General features: G+C 72.6%; 14 protein-coding genes. 7 read left to right on the forward strand and 7 right to left on the reverse strand.

Annotated features, from left to right (window positions below; genetic code table 11):
• From B7L92_RS16300 to B7L92_RS16320, 4 genes are all read right to left on the reverse strand, one after another.
• Positions 1–1,440, reverse strand: a 1,440-nt coding sequence (locus tag B7L92_RS16300; protein ID WP_143626334.1) for a TOMM precursor leader peptide-binding protein, incomplete at its 3' end; no start/stop codon positions are given.
• Between the two features lie 143 nt (positions 1,441–1,583).
• Complete coding sequence (locus B7L92_RS16305; RefSeq protein ID WP_081238367.1) at positions 1,584–3,494, reverse strand: AfsR/SARP family transcriptional regulator; 1,911 nt, start codon at positions 3,492–3,494, stop codon at positions 1,584–1,586.
• A gap of 522 nt (positions 3,495–4,016) precedes the next feature.
• Positions 4,017–4,187 (reverse strand): thiazolylpeptide-type bacteriocin, encoded by a 171-nt coding sequence (locus B7L92_RS16310; protein WP_081238323.1) that lies wholly within the window; start codon positions 4,185–4,187, stop codon positions 4,017–4,019.
• A gap of 886 nt (positions 4,188–5,073) precedes the next feature.
• Positions 5,074–5,910 (reverse strand): alpha/beta fold hydrolase, encoded by an 837-nt coding sequence (locus B7L92_RS16320; protein WP_081238324.1) that lies wholly within the window; start codon positions 5,908–5,910, stop codon positions 5,074–5,076.
• A 318-nt stretch (positions 5,911–6,228) separates the two neighbouring features.
• Here B7L92_RS16320 and B7L92_RS16325 point away from each other — a divergent pair, with 318 nt between their 5' ends.
• From B7L92_RS16325 to B7L92_RS16340, 4 genes are all read left to right on the forward strand, one after another.
• On the forward strand, positions 6,229–6,768 hold the full coding sequence (locus tag B7L92_RS16325) for a GNAT family N-acetyltransferase (protein ID WP_174703968.1): 540 nt from the start codon (positions 6,229–6,231) through the stop codon (positions 6,766–6,768).
• Positions 6,769–6,944: 176 nt separating this feature from the next.
• On the forward strand, positions 6,945–7,475 hold the full coding sequence (locus B7L92_RS16330) for a 2'-5' RNA ligase family protein (protein WP_081238325.1): 531 nt from the start codon (positions 6,945–6,947) through the stop codon (positions 7,473–7,475).
• Positions 7,476–7,823: 348 nt separating this feature from the next.
• Positions 7,824–8,666 carry an RNA polymerase sigma factor SigF gene (locus B7L92_RS16335; RefSeq protein WP_026084624.1) on the forward strand — a complete coding sequence of 281 codons (843 nt, stop codon included), beginning with the start codon at positions 7,824–7,826 and terminating at the stop codon, positions 8,664–8,666.
• Between the two features lie 137 nt (positions 8,667–8,803).
• Complete coding sequence (locus B7L92_RS16340; protein WP_081238326.1) at positions 8,804–9,265, forward strand: ATP-binding protein; 462 nt, start codon at positions 8,804–8,806, stop codon at positions 9,263–9,265.
• A 163-nt stretch (positions 9,266–9,428) separates the two neighbouring features.
• Here B7L92_RS16340 and B7L92_RS16345 read toward each other — a convergent pair whose 3' ends face one another.
• On the reverse strand, positions 9,429–10,160 hold the full coding sequence (locus B7L92_RS16345) for a TioE family transcriptional regulator (protein ID WP_081238327.1): 732 nt from the start codon (positions 10,158–10,160) through the stop codon (positions 9,429–9,431).
• A gap of 58 nt (positions 10,161–10,218) precedes the next feature.
• Between B7L92_RS16345 and B7L92_RS16350 the strand changes: the two genes are divergently transcribed.
• Complete coding sequence (locus B7L92_RS16350; RefSeq protein ID WP_081238328.1) at positions 10,219–11,445, forward strand: erythromycin esterase family protein; 1,227 nt, start codon at positions 10,219–10,221, stop codon at positions 11,443–11,445.
• A gap of 334 nt (positions 11,446–11,779) precedes the next feature.
• On the opposite strand, the gene B7L92_RS16355 is transcribed toward B7L92_RS16350, so the two are convergent.
• Together B7L92_RS16355 and B7L92_RS16360 are read right to left on the reverse strand one after the other, a co-directional pair.
• A complete protein-coding gene (locus B7L92_RS16355) occupies positions 11,780–12,139 on the reverse strand; it encodes an STAS domain-containing protein (RefSeq protein WP_081238329.1) in 360 nt (119 codons plus the stop codon).
• The gene (locus tag B7L92_RS16360; RefSeq protein WP_081238330.1) at positions 12,136–13,464 is read right to left on the reverse strand and encodes a PP2C family protein-serine/threonine phosphatase; all 1,329 of its coding nucleotides are present in this window, start codon (positions 13,462–13,464) and stop codon (positions 12,136–12,138) included. The genes B7L92_RS16355 and B7L92_RS16360 overlap by 4 nt, the downstream gene beginning before the upstream one ends.
• A 269-nt stretch (positions 13,465–13,733) precedes the next feature.
• On the opposite strand from B7L92_RS16360, the gene B7L92_RS16365 reads away from it, so the two are divergent.
• Positions 13,734–17,891 carry a SpoIIE family protein phosphatase gene (locus tag B7L92_RS16365; protein WP_081238331.1) on the forward strand — a complete coding sequence of 1,386 codons (4,158 nt, stop codon included), beginning with the start codon at positions 13,734–13,736 and terminating at the stop codon, positions 17,889–17,891.
• On the forward strand, positions 17,891–18,187 hold the full coding sequence (locus B7L92_RS16370; protein ID WP_081238332.1) for an STAS domain-containing protein: 297 nt from the start codon (positions 17,891–17,893) through the stop codon (positions 18,185–18,187). Before B7L92_RS16365 ends, B7L92_RS16370 begins: the two co-directional genes overlap by 1 nt.
• Positions 18,188–18,233: the final 46 nt, after the last annotated feature.

Here is an 18,233-nt window from a genome sequence, read left to right on the forward strand (position 1 = left end):
GTCCGGGGCGGGGGAGGCGGGCACCACGTGCTCGGCGTAGACCTCGGCGGCGGCGTTGAGGGCCCGCAGCCGGGCGCCCGCGGTGTGGTGGACGTCGAACGCGGCGACGGTCCGGGTGCCGGCCGCACCCAGCCCGATCTCCACGGCACCGACCTTCAGCGGGGTCTGGGTGACGGGTTCGTCGGCGTACCGGGTGAAGACCCCGACGGACGGCCGGAGCGCGAGCGAGCGGCGGTCGAGTGCGGCGAGCGGCCCCTCGGTCGCGGCGTCGTCCGGTGCGGCGGCGACGACCGGCTGGAAGGCGGGCCGCTCGGGGGCCGCGGTCAGGTCGACCGGCTCGGGAGAGCCGGGCCGGGGCCGGCAGAAGGGGCAGCGCGGGTGCGGCAGCAGCCGCTCCGCCAGGACGTCGAAGGAGGCCATGTCCTGGAGCAGCACCTGCCCCCGGGTCTCGGCCGGCAGCGCCTTGGTGACCAACCGGAACACCTCGTAACCGAGCAGGTTGCCGAGCATCGCGGCGAGCGGGCCGCGCGGCCCGGGCCCGGGATCGCCCCCCAGGACCAGACCGCTCCAGAGGTCGGCCGCGACCGCCGCGTCCCCCGTCGCGCCGAGCCGCAGCGCCGCGCAGGCCAGGCATCCGTCGGAGTCCGGGGCGCTGACCGGTCCGACCACCGCCCGGCCGCCGAAGGTCCAGGCGGGCAGCAGGAGGCCACCGTCCGGAACGCCCCGGTCGAGCAGGGCGGTCGCGGTCCGGAACGCGTCGCGGCCACAGGCGGCGACCACCACGTCGTACCCCTCGTAGGCGTTCCAGTCGCCCGCCGAGCCGGACCCGGTGCCGGGCAGCACCGCCACCTCGGCCGGACTGCCCTGCGCGGTGAGCTCCGCCGCCTCGGCCCGGAGCGCGCCGAACTCCGCGGCGGTGGCGGGGCCTTCGGCCAGCGCGGCCTCCACACCGACGAAGGCGCAGCCGTTGCGGATCAGGGAGAGCGCGCACCAGTGGGCGACCGGACCGTCGCCCAGCACGGCGACACGGGTGCCGCGGAACGCGGCGAACCTGCTTTCGGCGTCGTCGGTGTAGTGGTCGATGTACGCGATCTGCTGCCCGAAGCGGGCGGTGACCGCCGGCTCCAGGGGCGCGCCCGGCCCCGGCTCGGCGGGGTCCGGCACGGGCCGGGCGAACCCCCGGGCGTAGAGCGCCTTGACCAGACCGCCGACCATCGCCTTCTGCGGGTCCTTGAAGCCCGCGCAGATCTCCGCCACGGTCCGGCTCCCGTCCAGGTGCGGGACGAGGAGGGTGGCGAACCGGTAGGCGGACGGGGAACTGAGCTGGAAACCCCCGTCGGCGTTGTGGAAGACCACGCCGCCCGGTGTCTCGGTGAACAGCACGTCGCGGCGCACCCTGGGGCGGGTGTCCGCGGTCTCCTCGTACGGCGTCGTGGGCATGCGGGGGTCGCACCTCCGGGTCGAGGCCTGTCGGCCGTTCCGATCTGAACAGGTGGGGAGAGGCGGGGAGTTCGTGGCACGGGCCGACCGGGCCGGGCCGTGTTCCGTGCGGCGGCGCCGGGCCGTCAGGTGACTCCGGGCCGTCAGGTGACTCCGGACGGAAGCGCGCGCCGGGCCGCGGGGACGACGGGCTGCGGGAGGCCGCCGGTGCGGGCGGCCCTGTGCAGCGCGTGGGCGCGGAACAGGGTGTTCATACGGAGGGCACCCGGCTGCTCCTCGTCGAGGAGCCCGGTGTCGAGGAGCCGCTCGAGCAGCTCCTCGGCGTGCGTCTCGGCAACGGAGAGGACGGCGGCCGCGTCCGGTGCGGTGATCTGCCCGTTCAGTCGCGCCAGGCGCAGGTGCGCCTCGGCCAGCGGAGCGGGCAGCCGGTCCAGGGCCCCGTCGAGGGCCAGGGGCACGGACATCCGGGGGTCGTCCGGCAGCGCCAGCCGAGCGGGCAGGTCCCGCCGCAGCCACGCGGCGTAGTCCGCCAGGCGCAGCTTCGGCCGGGTCAGCAGCCGGGCCGCGACGATCCGCAGGGCCAGCGGGACGTGCCCGCACATGTCGGCGAGGGTGCGTGCGGCCGTGGCCTCGACCGACACCCGCTCCCGCCCCAGGACGGCGGTGAGGAGGGCGTGGGACTCCTGCGGCGACAGGGCGCCCAGCTGCAGCACCGCCGGGCCGTGCGTGGCGACCAGGGCGGCCAGTCCCATACGGCTGGTGACGACGACGGCGCCGCAGCCGGTCGCCTCGAGCAGCCCGCGCACCTGGTCCGGGTGCACGACGTCGTCGAGTATCACCAGGCACGAGCCGCGGGGAGCACCGGAGGGAAGCACCGGGCGCAGTTCGGCGGCCGCCTCGTCGGCGGACCGCGGCCTACCGTCGGGTCCGGTCAGCGACAACAGCACGCCGCCCGCCGGATACCGGTCCGCCACCAGCCGCGCGGCGTGCAGGGCCAGCGCGGTCTTCCCCATGCCGGGGCCTCCGGAGATCACCGCGATCACCGGGGCGTCCGCCCGCCCGTCCCTCCGGCCGCCGCCTTCCAGGCGGCCCACCAGGTCGGCGGTCTCACGGGCGCGCCCGGTGAAACCGGGGACGCGGGGCAGCCGGGACTCCGGCGGGCGGGCCGGACCCGGAGAGGGGTGACCGCCGCCGGACGGACCGGATCCGGCCGAAGCGGTGCGCACGTGCCGTGCCGTGGGGGCGCCGGCCGTGGCCTCGCCCGCCGAGGGAGCCGCGTGCGACTTCGGTGCGAGCGACGTGGCCTCGGGGGCCGGGCCACGGGGCTCGTCGCCGCGCAGGATGGCCAGTTCCAGGCTCTGCAACTCCGCACCCGGGTCGACACCGAGTTCGTCCCGGAGGTGCGTCTTTATCCTCCGGTACTCGGCCAGCGCCTCGATCTGCCGTCCCACCCGGTAGAGCGCTCGCATCAACTGGGCAGTCAGTCCTTCGTGTTGGGGATGGGTCCGGGTGGCCTCCCAGAGGTCCACCAGGACCTCGCGACATCGTCCCCGGGCCAGTTGGATCTCGCAGACGCGTTCCAGGACGCGCAGGCGCTCCTCGACCAGCCGGGGCACCTCGTCACGGTGCAGGAGCTCGGAGGGGACGTTGGCCAGAAGGGGGCCTTGCCACAGGTCGAGCGCTGTGCGCAGCAAGGGGAGTTCGGACTCTCCGGCCCGGGCCGCCTCGGACACCAGGTGGCGGAAGTGCAGCAGGTCCAGGGTGTCGCCGTCGGCCGGGAGGCGGTAGCCCCCGGCGACCGCGACCACCGACTGCTCCTCTATGTCGTACTTCGCGAAGAGCCGGCGCAACCGCAGGACGCAGCTCTGCAGGGCCGCCTTCGCCGTCGCCGGCTGCTTCTCCCCCCAGACGGCCTGCCGGAGACGGTCCGTCGGGACCACCTCGCCGGGGCGGACCAGCAGCGCCGCCAGCAACGACGTCGGTTTGGCCGGTGGAAGGACGACCACGTCACGCCCGTCGGTGATGCTGAGCGGACCGAGCAACTGAAAACGCACCGAGTTCCCCCGTTGACTGTCGAACACCTGCCGCACCGCTCACCACGGCACCCAGCGGGAAGCGGTTCTCCGCCGTCGTGGCTGTCCGTGCCTGGAGCGGTGGCTCATAAGAGGCCCTGCCCTTCCCTCTGACACGGGCAGGACGGACCACATGTGATGGCGCTCTGCACGAAATCATTCGGTCTTGTGACAGTGGTGAGTGTCTACCGGCGTAGAACGCCGGTCAAGAGGGGGTTGTGAAATGACCCAGGAGACGGAACCGATAGATGACTATGCGTCAACTTCCGTTCCAGGAACCGCTGTTCCCGGTGAAATCCGGTCGGCGCCCCGCGCGGCGAGTGCGCTTGACACACGGCGTCCCCGAACGCTGTCACAGCTTTCACGCCCGTCCCGGCAGGCCCGGCACCGGGCATGCGGCCGCATGCCCGGTGCGGCCGGTCCGAAGGCACGCCGAACGCCCGGTTCGCACCCGTCCCCTGGCGGAGAGGGCGCCAACCGGGCACTGCTTCACCGGACGCGGGGTCAGGCGGAGCAGGAGGTCGTGCTGCAGGTGGAGCTGGAGGTCGAGGTGGAGCTGGTGCTGGTGCAGCCGGCCAGCACGACCTCGCTGGCGTCCGAGTAGTCGGAGATCTCGAAGGTCTCGGCCTCGAGCTCGAGGATCTCGTCCGCGAGGGTGCTCAGGTCCTTCTCCATGGTGCCTCCCGAGGAGTCGGGGCGGATCGCCGCGGTCGGCGGCCTCCGCCGGGTGGGTACGGAACCATTCCAGCGGCCTGCGCTCACCGCTCGGCACGTTTCCTCCTGGCATTCCGCTGGCATTCCGCTGGCACGCGGCGCCGGCCACCGGGTCGGCGTGGAGCGCTCCCGCGTCACCCCGGCGGAGAACCATGTGTCGTCAGGTGTCTCGCTTTCCAGGGGTGTGTGGTCGTGCGGAGAGAGGCGGCACGCGGGGGCTGCCGAGCCGAGGAGCGCGGTCGTGCACGAGCCTTCGTCCGGGCACGGTGCCGGGAAGACCCGCGCCGTGCCCGACGGCCCGCGGGCGGCGCCCACCGCCGTGCGAGCACCGTCCGCCGCACGGTTCGCGAGCCCGGGCCGCCCTCGCACGGCGGCAACGGCGCCCCCGCGCCACCGCGCACCTGGTCATGATGAGCGAACGGGCCTCGGGAGCGCATACGCGACCACGTGTCCGGCGGACGGTGTGCCGCCCACGACCTGGTGGACCCGTAAAAGGTGTGACACGGTGTCGAAGAACCCTCGGTACGGCCACGGACCAGGCACCCCGGTGAAGGCCCGACCGCCGACGGCCGGCCGGCGCCGACCCCGGGAGAAACCCGGCTCGCCGGACAGGCAGACCCCTGCCCGCGTCCGCCGGGACCGTCGGCACAGCCGCCCGGCGACCACCTGCCCGGCCCGGGCACCTGAACCCTTCCGGCCCGGCCCCGGACGACCACCGGCCGCAAGAACACCCGGCCCGCACCCCGCCACGACGTGCACGTGCCCCGCACAACACAGCCGGCGCCGCGACGAACGAAGAAGTCGACCGCTCCACGGCCCCGCCGCACAGGTCAAGGACGAGGCCGAGTCATCCCTTGAGGAATTCGGTGATCTGCGGGGCGATCTTCTTCGGTGCCATGACGACCGCGCCGTGGTGGAGGCCGGGGAGGGTGCGGTGGTCGGCCTGCGGCAGGATCTCGGTGACGGCGCGGGCGGCGCGCTGGAAGGCGGCCGGGCTCTTGCCGCCGGTCAGCACCCGGGTGGGCACGCTCACCCCCTTCCACTCCTCGACGCTGAGCGGCTTGCCCCGCTGGGTGTCGCCCATGACCGCGATGTCGTAGGGCAGGGTGCGGGCCAGCCTGGTGAGGTTCGCCCACACCTTCGGCATCAGTTTCATGAAGAACACGGCGATGCCGGGCATGCCCTGCACACGTGTCATGAAGTACTTGACCGCGTCGCTGTCACGGCCCTGCGCAAGCAGCGCGGTGACCTGCTGCGCGAGGTCTCCGGGTGGGCCGTCGCCGCCGTCGGCGACCACGAACGGCGGCTCGTACAGGGCCAAGCGGTCGATGTTCACTCCGGCAGCGGCCGCACGCAGGGCGAGGACCGCCCCTGAGGACGAGCCGAACAGCGACGCCGAGCCGCCGGCGTGCTCGATCAGGGCGGCGATGTCCTCGATCTCGTGCTCGACGGCGTAAGCGTCGGCGTCACCGCTGGCACCCCGGCCGCGCCGGTCGTAGTTGATCACTGTGAAGTGCTCGGCGAGGAGGGCGGCAAGTTTGGTGGTGTCCGAGCGATCGGCCAGGGCCGAGGCCACCAGGACGACAGCCGGCCCGCTGCCCGACTGCTCGAACGCGATCTCGGTGCCGTCCGCGGAGACGACACGTGCGTCGGCCTTGGCCGCCTGCCCTCGGATCGCTGACATGTCCTTCTCTCCCGTTCACATGGGGGCTTACCGCTGTGGCGTGAGCTGCTGCCGTGGGGACCCCCGTGGGACGGAAAACTCATCGGAGCGCCAGGGACCAGGAAGCGCCAGGGACCAGGATGCGCAGCAACGGAACACCTGCGAGACGGACGTGGTGAAGGGCGGTGCCTCCAGAACCCAGTTGAGTTCGACATCCGTCAGCCCGGCGGAGTGCCGGTCCGGAGCAGAGGGACGACGACACATGGGGCCAAAACTCAAGCCGGGCCGTGGTGCGGAAGTCGCTGGTCACCGGCGTCCGGGCTGTGTTTCCATGCCGCGGTGAAGAGTGAGAGCGTGTCCGGCGCGGACGTATCCCCGAGTGTCCGACAGCGCACCGATCGCGACCTCGGTGCCTGTGTACGGGTGCTGGCAGAGGTCCATGAGCACGACGGCTATCCGGTGAACTGGCCCGACCTCCCGGGCGCCTGGCTCACACCGCCATCGCTCATCGCCTCATGGGTGGCGGAACTGGACGGCCGCCCGGCCGGCCATGTCGGCCTGTCCCGGAGCGGCGCGGGAGACGCGGCTCCCGGGCTGTGGAGCGCTCGCGCAGGGGTGCGTATCGACGCGACCGCCGTGGTCAACCGACTGTTCGTCGCCCCGTGGGCCCGCGGCCACGGGATCGGTGCGCTGCTGATGGCGCAGGCTGTCGCAGAGGCACAGGAGCGTGGCTTGCATCCGGTGCTCGACGTGGTGGCTTCGGACACCGCGGCGGCAGGTCTGTACGAGCGGCTCGGCTGGCAGTTGCTGGCCACGGTCGAACAGCAGTGGAGCCCGGAGCAGAAGGTGGCCGTCCGGTGTTATGCGGCGGCAACCTGACGGTGGTGCCCCTGGTCGCAAAGCGCGCCCCTGTCCTTCAGGGCACCGTGACCGTCGCAGCGATCCGGCTCTGGCTTCGGGGGCGGATGCATGCCGCGTCCGGCGGATCATTGCCCGGGCCCACCCGCCGCGCAGTGATCCGCCGGACGCGCCCCTAGGCTGACACCGTGCGCACTGTGGAACTCCTGCCCGACACTGCCACCGAGCTGCACGTTCGGGAGATGTGGCGCAGGATGGCCGCCGCCGGACTGCCCAGCCTCGCGGAGCACCGGCACCCGACCAATCGTCCCCACCTGACCCTCGCGACGTGCGAGGACCTCCGCTCCTCGGCACGGGAGGAGGTCGCGGCGCTTCTCGGTGACGGGCTGCCCGTGCCGTTCCGGCTGGACGGGCTGCTGCGCTTTGCCGGACGCACCCGTGTGCTCGCCTGGCGGGTCGTCGCCGACGCGGAACTCATCGAGCTGCACCGGCGGGTGTGGGACGTGCTCGCCTCCACCGCCGGCCACCTCAACCCGCTCCACGCGCCGGGACGATGGGTCCCGCACCTGACCCTGGCCCGGTCGCGCCGCACGTCGGCGCGGTGGCCCGCCCACCTCCTGCCCGCCGAACTGGGCGAGCCCCGGGAGGCGGTTTTCACCGGCGCCCGCAGCTACGACTCCACGACACGTACCGTCGAGGACCTCGGTGGTGAGGTCCGCCCGCCTTGACCGTCGGACGGACGAGCCGTTCGGCCCGCGCCGTGCGGCAGCCGGACATATCGCCCACGGCCTTCTCTGGGCGAGGTGTTCGGAGACGGCGGCGAGGACGGACTGCGGGGCTGCCGCCACGGTGCTCGGTCCGGCATGGTCCATGAGGGGGCCGAAGTCGTCGGCGGGAGGCGGTCCGAGCGCACCGGCCGGAGTATTGAAAAGACATACCGGGCAATCCGTCTCATTTAGCGCGTCCAGCGGTTCGTCAGAGCGGGCATCATCGAATTCCGGGCATGCACGGCCGGAGTCGGGGAAGGCGATGTGCCGTCGGCCGACGAGGGAGCCGTTGGAGAGGAAGGGCGCATGATGGCGATGACGACCGCACGGGCTGATGAGATCATCACCGAGCTGCCGGAGGTCGTGGATCCCGGCCAGGTCGCCCCGAAGGACGCCCGTGAGCTGTCCCGGCTGTTCTTCCGGCAGCTGGCGGTGCTGGAGGAGGGCACGCCCGAGTACCAGTACGCGCGCAACACGCTGATCGAGATGAACATGTCCCTGGTCCGCTTCGCGGCCGGCCGGTTCCGCAGCCGCGGGCCGGAGGAGATGGAGGACATCGTCCAGGTCGGCATGATCGGGCTGATCAAGGCCATCGACCGGTTCGAGCTGTCCCGCGAGGTGGAGTTCACCTCCTTCGCGATCCCCTACATCGTCGGCGAGATGAAGCGGTTCTTCCGCGACACCTCCTGGTCCGTGCACGTGCCGCGCCGGCTGCAGGAGGCCCGGGTGCAGCTCGCCCGGGCCACCGAGGAGCTGCGCACCCGGCTGGGCCGCACCCCCACCACCCGGGAGCTCGCCCAGCTGATGAGCCTGACCGAGGAGGAGGTCAACGAGGCGCGGATCGCCGCCAACGGCTACAACTCCGCCTCGCTGGACGCCGCCATCGGCAGCGAGCCGGACGGCGAGAGCGTGCTGGCGGACTTCATCGGCTCCGAGGACGCCGCCCTGGAGCTGGTCGAGGACTTCCACGCCCTGGCCCCGATGATCGCCGAGCTCGACGAGCGCGAACGGAAGATCATCCACTGGCGCTTCGTCGAGGAACTGACGCAGGCGGAGATCGGCGAACGCCTGGGCTGCTCCCAGATGCACGTCTCGCGCCTGATCTCCCGCATCCTGAAGCGGCTGCGCGCCGGCCTGCTCACCAGTTCCTGAACCGGTGCGTCGCTCCTGCGGCGCCTGACGGCGCGGCGAGCAGAGGGGAACGGACACTACTGTTAGGGACGACGAGTGTTCTGATCACGCGGCGCGCGTCGGCGTGCCGTGCATCACACGGGGGAGTTGCTTGACCGTTGGGCGGCATACGTGACGTCGGGCTGGATGGTGCGTCCACCGGGCGGGCACCGGCCGGTGGACGCCCGGAAGGCTGCTCGGTACGTTTCGAACGAGGTGCCTTCCGCATCGCCGATGCGCGCCACCTCGCGGCCGAGTACCTGGCCACGCCGGGGGGCGGCCGGGCACGAGCGCTGTCCGACAGCGTGGTGCAGACAGTGCAGTTGGTGGTGAGCGAGCTGGTCACCAACGCGGTCAAGTACGGTTCGGGTCCCGTCGAGCTGTCGTTGGTCCTGGAGGCGGACGTGGTGATCGTCACCGTCCGGGACGGTGACACGACCCTGCCCTCACCGAGACCCGCGAATCCCGACCGGGTCGGGCAGCACGGCCTGGAGATCGTTCTCGCGCTGTGCCAGGACGTCGACATCCGGCGCGAACCGACCGGAAAGCGCGTCACCGCCCGTATCGCCGCGCCTTGCTGACCTCGGTTCGTCCAAGGTGACGCCGCCCGGTCCCCGCGGCCGGGAGAGGCAGCGGGACCCCGGGAGCGGGGTCCGGGACCTCTGAGGGCGACCGGCCGGGGCGCCCGGCGCGCGCCCGGGCGGGTCCGACCCGGAAGCTCCTCCCCGGCCGACGGCCGAGCCCTCATCCGCGCTCGCGGAGGTACGCCTCCAGCTCGGCGGCCCCGGCCAGCATCGCGCGCCCGCGGGCGGACAGCCGGCCGTGCCAGTCGCGCAGGGTGGCCTCCAGCGGCTCCGGTCCGCCCGCCGCCCGCACCCGGGCGATCAGCGGGGCGATCTGCTCCAGCAGGTAGCCGCCCCGCCGGAGCTGGTGCGCCAGCCGGGCGTCCCGCACGTCGGCCTCGTCGTAGACGCGGTACCCGGTCCGCGGGTCGCGGCGCGGGCGCACCAGCCCGGCGCGCTCCCACTTGCGCAGCGTCGCGGGCCGGATGCCGAGCTCCCCCGCCAGCGGCCCGATGAACCTGCCGGCAGACCCGGACCCCGCGTCGGACCCGGACACCGCAGCGGGCTCCAGACCGCGGAGGGCGCGCTCCACGGCGTGGAGGGTCCGCCGGTCGTCGAGGAGCTGGGCGTGGCTCTCGTCGACGAGGCGCAGCGCCTCGTCGACCGTGCCCCGGTTCACCGCCCGCATGATCGACGTCGCCGTCCGGTGGCCGTGGCCGGGTACCAGGGCGAGGAACGCGCGCAGGGCCCGCGCGTGCAGCGGGGTGTAGGTGCGGTAGCCGTGGAGCGTGCGACCGGCGGCCGGAAGGACGCCGGCCTCCTCGTAGTTCCTGACCGCCTGTGTGGACAGACCGTGCCCGCGTGCCAGGTCGATCGGCCTGAGCCGCTCGCCGCTTTGAAGGTTTCTCCCCATGGGGCCGACGATATCGCGGCAAAGTTTCAACCGAGGGTTCAACGATAGCGTTGAGGGCATGGCTACCGACATCAAGGACACCGCCCGTGCCGTCGAGGCCGCCTCCGTCATGGGACTGCTCCCGGGCCGGCCGCGGCTGCTCGCCCTGGGCGAGCCCACCCACGGCGAGGACGCTCTGCTCGACCTGCGCAACGAGCTCTTCCGGCAGCTCGTCGAGCAGGAGGGCTACCGGACGATCGCGCTCGAGAGCGACTGCGTGGCGGGCCTGGTCGTGGACGCGTACGTCACCTCCGGCACGGGCACCCTCGACGAGGTCATGGAGCGCGGAATCAGCCACGGTTGGGGCGCCTCCGCGGCCAACCGCGAACTCGTGCGCTGGATGCGCGCCTACAACGTCCGCGCCGACGCCGACGGCCGGCCCGCGTCCGAACGGCTCCGTTTCGCCGGGTTCGACGGCCCCCTGGAGATCACCCACGCCGCGAGCCCCCGGCAGGTCCTCACCGCACTCCACGGCCACCTCGCGGCCCGGGTGGACGCGGACCTGCTTCCCTGCACCGCGGAAACGCTCGACCGCCTGCTCGGCACCGACGACCGGTGGACCGACCCCGCCGCGATGACGGACCCGTCCCGGTCCGTGGGGCGGTCGGCCGAGGCCGGGGAACTGCGGCTGCTCGCCGACGACCTGGTGGCGCTGCTCGACGCGCAGGCGCCGCACCTGAACGGGGCGACCTCGCGGGACGACCGGGACCGGGCGCTCCTGTACGGGCGCACCGCCACCGGCCTGCTGCGCTACCACCACTGGATGGCCGACACCTCACCGGCCCGCATGACATGGCTGGTGGGCGTCCGGGACCAGATGATGGCCCACAACCTCCTCGCCCTCGCCGAACGGGGCCCGGTACTCGTCCACGCCCAGAACGCCCATCTCCAGCGGACCAAGAGCTCGATGCGGATGGGCGGGAAGCCGGTGGAGTGGTGGAGCGCCGGTGCGCTGGTGAACGCCCGGCTCGGTGAGGAGTACGCCTTCGTGGCCACGGCCCTCGGCACGATCCGGCACCGGGGGGTGGACACCCCGCCGCCGGACACCGTCGAAGGACTCCTGTACGCGCTCCCGGAGGACCGCTGCGTCGTCGACGCCCCCCGGCTGGCCGCCCTCCTCGGCGACACGCCGCCCGCGCCCCGCGTGTCCCCCTGGTTCGGCTACTCCCCGCTCGACCCGGCCCACCTGGCGGACAGCGACGGGGTCGTGTTCGTCAAGGACGTCCCACGGACCCGACACCGCTGACTCCGGCTCGTCGGGGTAGATCCCCCTCTGAGCCCCTCCGGCCCCGTCGCGGCCGCGTCGCCCGTGGTGTCGCGGACGAGGTGCCGACCCGTGCGGGGGAGCACCGTGTGCCCGGTCACGCGGAGGTCCTTCGCGCGGTGACGACCGGAGCGGGTGCCGCGCCGAAGCCGGCGCGGCCCGTCGCCCGCGGACTCCGCCGTCCCCGGCGAAAGGACGGACCGGCCGCCGGACGGCCCTCGTCGGCCGTCGTCACCGCGCGCCCGCCTCTTGTCCGACCCCGGGGGATCGCCGCGGCCCATGGGCTCGGCCGGGTGCTCCGTGGCCTCGTACGCGCTCACTTCCGGAGGGAGGAGATGGCTTCCTCGGTGCTGGGGTGGAAGGTGAAGACCTGGTCGAGACCGACCACTTGGAAGACGCGCATCTGGTCGGGGCTGACACCGGCCAGGCTGAGGGGCGAGCCGGTGGCCTGTGACCTCCGGTAGGCGGTGATGAGCACCGTGATGCCCGTGGAGTCGCAGTAGGTCAGCCCGGACAGGTCGAGGACCACGCCGTGGTCGTCGAACGGGGCGTCGTCGACGGCCTCGGTCAGGGAGTGGGCGGTGTGGTGGTCGAGTTCACCCGACACCTCCAGGACGTAGGGGCCCGAAGGGATCTGGCGGGGGGTGATGGTCAAGAGGCGGTCGGGGTCGGTCACCGGTTCTCCTGGGTGCGGTTCTTGGAGCGTGTGGGTACGGACAGGGCGAGGAGCGCGGTGTCGTCGCTGACACCCTCGCCGAGGTCGCTCAGGAGGGCCTCGACGGTCTGGAGCAGGCCGGCCGCCGGGTCGTCCGTGACGGGAACGGTGGCCGAGGCCAGGTAGCGGACGAGGCCGGTTTCGTCGAGCATCGAGCCGTCGGCGGTACGTGCTTCGGTGAGGCCGTCGGTGTACAGCAGGAGGCTGTCCCCCGGCGACAGCCGGGTGGTGGTCTGGACGAACTGGGGGTTGGGCAGCATGCCGACGAGCTGGCCGCCCGCGGTGGTGATCGGTTGCACGGTCCCGTCCGCGCGCAGGGCGAGGGCGGAGGGGTGGCCTCCGCCGGCCAGCGTGATGGCGAAGCAGCCGTCGGGCAGGGGCTGCAGGACGCCGAAGACCGCGGTGCAGTAGCGCGGGGCGCTGCCCTGGTACTCGCCCTTGAGGACGGTGTCGAGGTTGGCCAGGGCGGCGCAGGGGTCGGGGTCGTAGATGGCGGCGGCGCGCAGGGTGTACCGGGTCAGCGAGGTCAGGGCCGCGGCATCCGCTCCCTTGCCGCACACGTCGCCCAGGAAGAACGCCCATCTGCCGTCGTCCAGGGGGAACAGGTCGTAGAAGTCACCGCCCACCTCGTGCGGTGAGGCCGTGTGGTAGGCGGCTGCCGCGTGCAGACCGGGGACGGTGGGCAGCGCCGGGGGCAGCAGGGTGCGCTGCAGGGTCCGGGTGAGGCGTTCGGCCTCGGCGCGCCGGTCGCGTTCGGCGGTGACCGTGTGGGTGGCCGACAGCCGCAGCTCCAGTTCGTCCATGACCAGTGCCGCCAGGTCCTGGAGGGCTTCGAGCTGGGTGTCGGTGGGCTTGCGCGGCCGGGTGTCCAGGACGTTGACCGTGCCCAGGTGCTGGCCGTCGGGCGTGGTGATGGGCGCGGCGGCGCAGAAGCGGACGCCGAGCTCTCCTGCGGCGAGGTGCTCGGCGAGGGCATGGGTGTCGGTGGCGGCATCGGTCACCACATAGGGGCCGGCGTGCAGGACGGCGGAGGTGCACAGGCCCTGAGGGCGGTGGAACTCGCCGACCCCGGTGAGTCCGTGGGTGGCCTTGAGCCACACCCGGTCGGCGTCCACGATCGCCACCGTGGCCATGGGCGCGTCGAAGATGCGGGCGGCCAGGGTCGCGATCCTGTCGAACGTCTTGTCGGAAGGGGTGTCCAGGATCTGGTAGCGGCGGACGGCGGCCAGCCGTTTCTCCTCGTCGGCCGGTCGTGTCAGGGAAGCCTGCACAGGGCTTGCCGTCATCTTCTCTTCCCCGCTCCTCGATCCCGAGTCCGCTCTTGTCCGCCCGTGCAGGGGTGCCCGGCCAGCTGACTTATCCTACGAAGCTGTGGCAGTCGGCGGGGGTGGCCCCCCGCGGGCGCCGTCGAAGATCGTGACACGCGGTGGTCCGGATGCCCCTCTCCAGGGCCGTTCCGGACGGCGGCGGCTTCCGGGCAGGGGCGGGGCGGAGCCGACCGACCCCGGACACGGTCGGCTCGGCGATCTGGTGGGCGTGAACGAAAGGGTGGCCAGTGGAGCGGTCGGAAGACGCTGCGCACGAGCTCGTGGCGACGGCCGGGGCGGACGTGTTCGCCGCCGACGAGGAGGTCGGCAGGGACCTCGCCGGGGTGGACTGGGCGGCGACTGCGCTGGGTCCGCCGGGCCAGTGGCCACAGAGCCTGCAGACCGCGGTGAGCATCCTGCTGTCGTCCCGCTTCTCGATGTGGATGGCGTGGGGCCCGGAACTGACGTTCTTCTGCAACGCCGCCTACCGGCGCGACACGCTGGGCGGCAAGTACCCGTGGGCGCTGGGACGGCCGGCGAGCGAGGTGTGGGAGGAGATCTGGGGGGACATCGGCCCGCGGATCGACACCGTACTGACCACGGGTGAGGCGACCTGGGACGAGGGCCTGCTCCTGTTCCTGGAACGGTCCGGTTACACGGAGGAGAGCTACCACACCTTCAGCTACAGCCCGCTGCGCGACGACTCCGGCGCGGTGGTCGGCATGCTCTGCGTGGTCATCGAGGAGACCGAGCGCGTCATCGGCGAACGCCGGATGGCGACCCTGCGCGACCTCGGCTCCGACCCCAGTGTGGTCCGCACCGAACAGGAGGTGCTGGCGTTCGCCGCCCAGCAGCTGAGCAACAATCTGCGGGACCTGCCCTTCACGCTGACCTATCTGTTCGGGCCCGACGGCTCCGCGCACCTGGCGGGCGTCACCGGACTGCCCGGGGGACACCCGGCCGCCCCCGACACCTTGCCGGTCGACGGTTCCGGCGTGTGGCCCGTGGAGATGCTGACCCGCGGTGAGTCCGTGCTGGTGGCGCTCGACGGCGCCCCCTTCACCGGCCTGCCGGCCGGGGACTGGCCGGAGCCGCCCACACAGGCAATGGTGCTGCCGCTCCTGCGGCAGGGCGGCGCGCCCTACGGATTCCTGGTGGCCGGACTGAACCGCTACCGGGCCCTGGACGACGCCTACCGCGGCTTCCTCGAACTGACCGCGGGCCACCTCGCGGCGGGGATCGCCAGTGCCCGCAGCTACGAGGCGCAGCAGCGGCGGGCCGAAGAGCTGGCCGAGCTGGATCGGGCCAAGACCACCTTCTTCTCCAACATCAGCCACGAGTTCCGCACCCCCCTCACCCTGATCATGGGCCCCGTGGAGGAGCTGCGCACCCGGCTGGCGGGGGCCGACGCCCGCGTGCGGGAGGAACTGGAGATCATCCACCGCAACGGGCTGCGGCTGGGGAAGCTGGTCAACTCCCTGCTGGACTTCTCCCGCATCGAGGCCGGCCGGATGCAGGCGCGCTACGAGCCGGTCGACCTGTCCCAGGTCACCGCCGACCTGGCCAGTGTCTTCCGGTCCGCCGTCGACAAGGCCGGCCTGGACTTCCGCATCGACTGCCCCCCGCTCCCGGAACAGGTGTACGTCGACCGCGGGATGTGGGAGAAGGTGATCCTGAACCTGCTCAGCAACGCGCTGAAGTTCACCTTCGACGGCTCGATCGGCGTCACCGTCCGCGCCCGGGACGAGCACGCCGTGATCACCGTCACCGACACCGGCATCGGTGTCTCCCGGGAGGAGATGCCGCGGCTGTTCGAGCGGTTCCACCGCATCGAGAACGCCCGCTCCCGCTCCAACGAGGGCAGCGGCATCGGGTTGGCCCTGGTCAAGGAGCTGGTCGGCCTGCACGGCGGCACGATCACCGCCGACAGCACCGAGGGCGAGGGCACCCGCTTCACCATCCGTCTGCCGTTCGGTACGGCCCACCTGCCCTCCGACGCCCTCGCGCCCGCCGAGGACGGCCTCACGGTGTCCACCGCCGACCGCTACGTGCAGGAGGCGCTGCGCTGGCTGCCGGACGAGGCCGTCGCCGAGACGCGTTCCCCGGTGACGGCCGCCGAGGCGTCGGACCAGGCCCCCGGCCACACCGTCCCCGCGCGCCTGCTGGTCGCCGACGACAACGCCGACATGCGCGAGTACCTCGCCCGCCTGCTGCACAGCGCCGGGTACCAGGTGGACACCGTCAAGGACGGCCTGGAGGCGCTGCAGGCCGTCCGCGCCCACGCCCCCGACCTGGTGATCAGCGACGTCATGATGCCCGGCCTCGACGGCCTCGGGCTCGTGGCGGCGCTGCGCACCGATCCGCGGACCGCGTCGGTGCCGGTGGTGCTGCTGTCCGCCCGGGCCGGGCAGGAGGCGTCCATCGAGGGACTCCAGGCCGGCGCCGACGACTACCTCGTCAAGCCGTTCGCCGCGGCCGAACTGCTCGCCCGGGTACGGGCCAACGTCGAACTGGCACGGCTCCGCAACCACCAGGCGCGCTGGCGCACCGCGCTGGTCGACTCGCTGCAGGAGGCGTTCTTCGTCTGCGACGAGGACGGCGCCGTCGTCGAGATCAACGCGGCCTTCACCGACATCCTCGGCTACGCGCCCGACGACCTGCCCTACCAGCCGATCCACCCCTGGTGGCCGGACGCCGCGACCGACCCCGAGGCGCACCGCCAGGTCGAAGAGGCCTTCTCCCAGGTGCTGAACGACCCCAAGGGGTCCTACACCATCCCCGTCACCCACCGCGACGGGCACCGGCTGTGGGTGACGGCCACCTTCAACCAGGCGCAGGACCCGGACACCGGACGCAAGGTGACCGTCGGCACCTTCCGCGACGTCACCGCCGAGCACTACGCCATCCAGCGCAAGAGCGCGCAGGCGGCCCTGAGCATGCGGCTGACCCAGGCGACCAGCCTGCCGGAGGCCCTCGAGGGGGCCCTGGCGGAGCTGAAGAGCCTCTGGCGCGCCGACTGCGTGCTCGCCGCCGTCTCGATCCCCGACCGGCAGCCGTCCGTGACGGCCACCGAGGCCGAGCTGCGCTGGGAGGACCTGCCCGCCGAACGCCGCGACAGGCTCACCGCCTGGTTCGACCAGTCCCTCCTCACCCCCCATGACGACGACGCCGGGGCCGGCATCACCATCAACCACCCCGAAGGGTCCATGGTGGTGTGGATCGACCTCGGGGACCAGCGCCCGTTCACCGGTGAGGACCAGCTGCTGCTGTCCCTGCTGGCCGGCCAGCTCGCCCAGGGACTGGCCCGCGCCCACCAGATCGACCAGCAGCGTGAGACGGCCCTCGCCCTGCAGCGCGCCATCCTCGGACCGTCCGAGCTGCCCGAGGGCTTCGCGGTCCGCTACGAACCCGCCACCCAGCCCCTGGAAGTCGGTGGCGACTGGTACGACACCATTCCCCTGCCCGACGGCCGCATCGGCATCGTCGTGGGGGACTGCGTCGGACGAGGGCTCGAAGCCGCCACCGTCATGGGGCAGCTGCGCAGCGCCTGCCGCGCCCTGCTGCTCCAGGACTCCAGTCCCGCCCAGACCCTGATGGCCCTGGACCACTTCGCCGCCGGCATCCCCGGCGCGAGGTGCACCACGGTCTTCTGCGGCGTCCTCAGCCCCGACACCGGTCAGCTCACCTACTCCAGCGCGGGGCACCCGCCGGGCATCCTCGCCCACCCCGACGGCACCACCCGGCTCCTCGACGAGGGGCGGTCCGTACCGCTGGCCGTGCGCCCCGGCAGGAACCGCCCCGAGGGCACCTGCACCGTGCCGGCCCGCGCCACACTCCTGCTGTACACCGACGGCCTCGTGGAACGCAGGCGACGCCCGCTGACGGCCGGCATCGACCAGGCCGGCGAAGCCGTCCAGGCCGGACGCGACGCCGCTGTCGACGACCTGGCCACCCAGGTCATGGCCCGGCTCGCGCCTGCCGACGGCTACGACGACGACGTGGCGCTGCTGCTCTACCGGCACCCGGCGCCGCTGGAGATGGCCTTCCCCGCCGAGTCGTCCCAGCTCGCGCCGGTCCGCAAAGCCCTGCGCAGTTGGCTCGACCAGTGCGAACTCCCCCCGCACACCGTCCAGAACATCCTGGTGGCGGCAGGCGAAGCCTGTGCCAACGCCATCGAGCACGGACATCGGGACACTCCCGGCAACCCGGTTCGGCTCCGTGCCGAGGCCCGGGTCGACGACCTGCGCCTGACCGTCGCCGACTCCGGGCGGTGGAAGACGCCCCAGCCCGAACTCAACACCCATCGGGGCCGGGGAGTGGCGCTGATGCGCGCTCTGATGCAGCAGGTCACCATCACTTCCGGCGCGGCCGGCACCACCGTCGACATGCACACGAGGATTGCCTGATGACCACTCTTCTCACCCTGACTCCCAGTCGACGGCCCGACGGCGTGGCCCAGTTGACGGTGGTCGGCGAGATCGACATGAGCAACACCGATGCCCTGGCCACGGCCATCGAGACCACCGAGGGACCGCTCGTCCTCGATCTGACCGCCGTCGAGTACCTCGACAGCGCCGGCCTGAGCGTTCTCTTCCGCCACACCGACCGCATAGAGATCATCGCCACGTCGCTCCTGGCGCCGGTGCTCGAGATCTCCGGACTCGCCGACCTGACCACGGTCCACGGTCTCGACACGCCCTGACGGCGCCATCGGTCTCCGCTCGCCCCCGCGGACACCCGGGCCAGGA

The organism is Streptomyces viridosporus (assembly GCF_002078235.1).
Taxonomy (GTDB): Bacteria; Actinomycetota; Actinomycetes; order Streptomycetales; family Streptomycetaceae; genus Streptomyces; species Streptomyces viridosporus.

What these genes read in the sequence shown, in the direction of transcription:
- B7L92_RS16335 (WP_026084624.1), top strand. Translation starts at nt 7,824, where the DNA reads ATGGCGATGACGACCGCACGGGCTGATGAGATCATCACCGAGCTGCCG.
- B7L92_RS16345 (WP_081238327.1), bottom strand. Translation starts at nt 10,160, where the DNA reads ATGGGGAGAAACCTTCAAAGCGGCGAGCGGCTCAGGCCGATCGACCTG.
- B7L92_RS16360 (WP_081238330.1), bottom strand. Translation starts at nt 13,464, where the DNA reads ATGACGGCAAGCCCTGTGCAGGCTTCCCTGACACGACCGGCCGACGAG.
- B7L92_RS16350 (WP_081238328.1), top strand. Translation starts at nt 10,219, where the DNA reads ATGGCTACCGACATCAAGGACACCGCCCGTGCCGTCGAGGCCGCCTCC.
- B7L92_RS16310 (WP_081238323.1), bottom strand. Translation starts at nt 4,187, where the DNA reads ATGGAGAAGGACCTGAGCACCCTCGCGGACGAGATCCTCGAGCTCGAG.
- B7L92_RS16320 (WP_081238324.1), bottom strand. Translation starts at nt 5,910, where the DNA reads ATGTCAGCGATCCGAGGGCAGGCGGCCAAGGCCGACGCACGTGTCGTC.
- B7L92_RS16370 (WP_081238332.1), top strand. Translation starts at nt 17,891, where the DNA reads ATGACCACTCTTCTCACCCTGACTCCCAGTCGACGGCCCGACGGCGTG.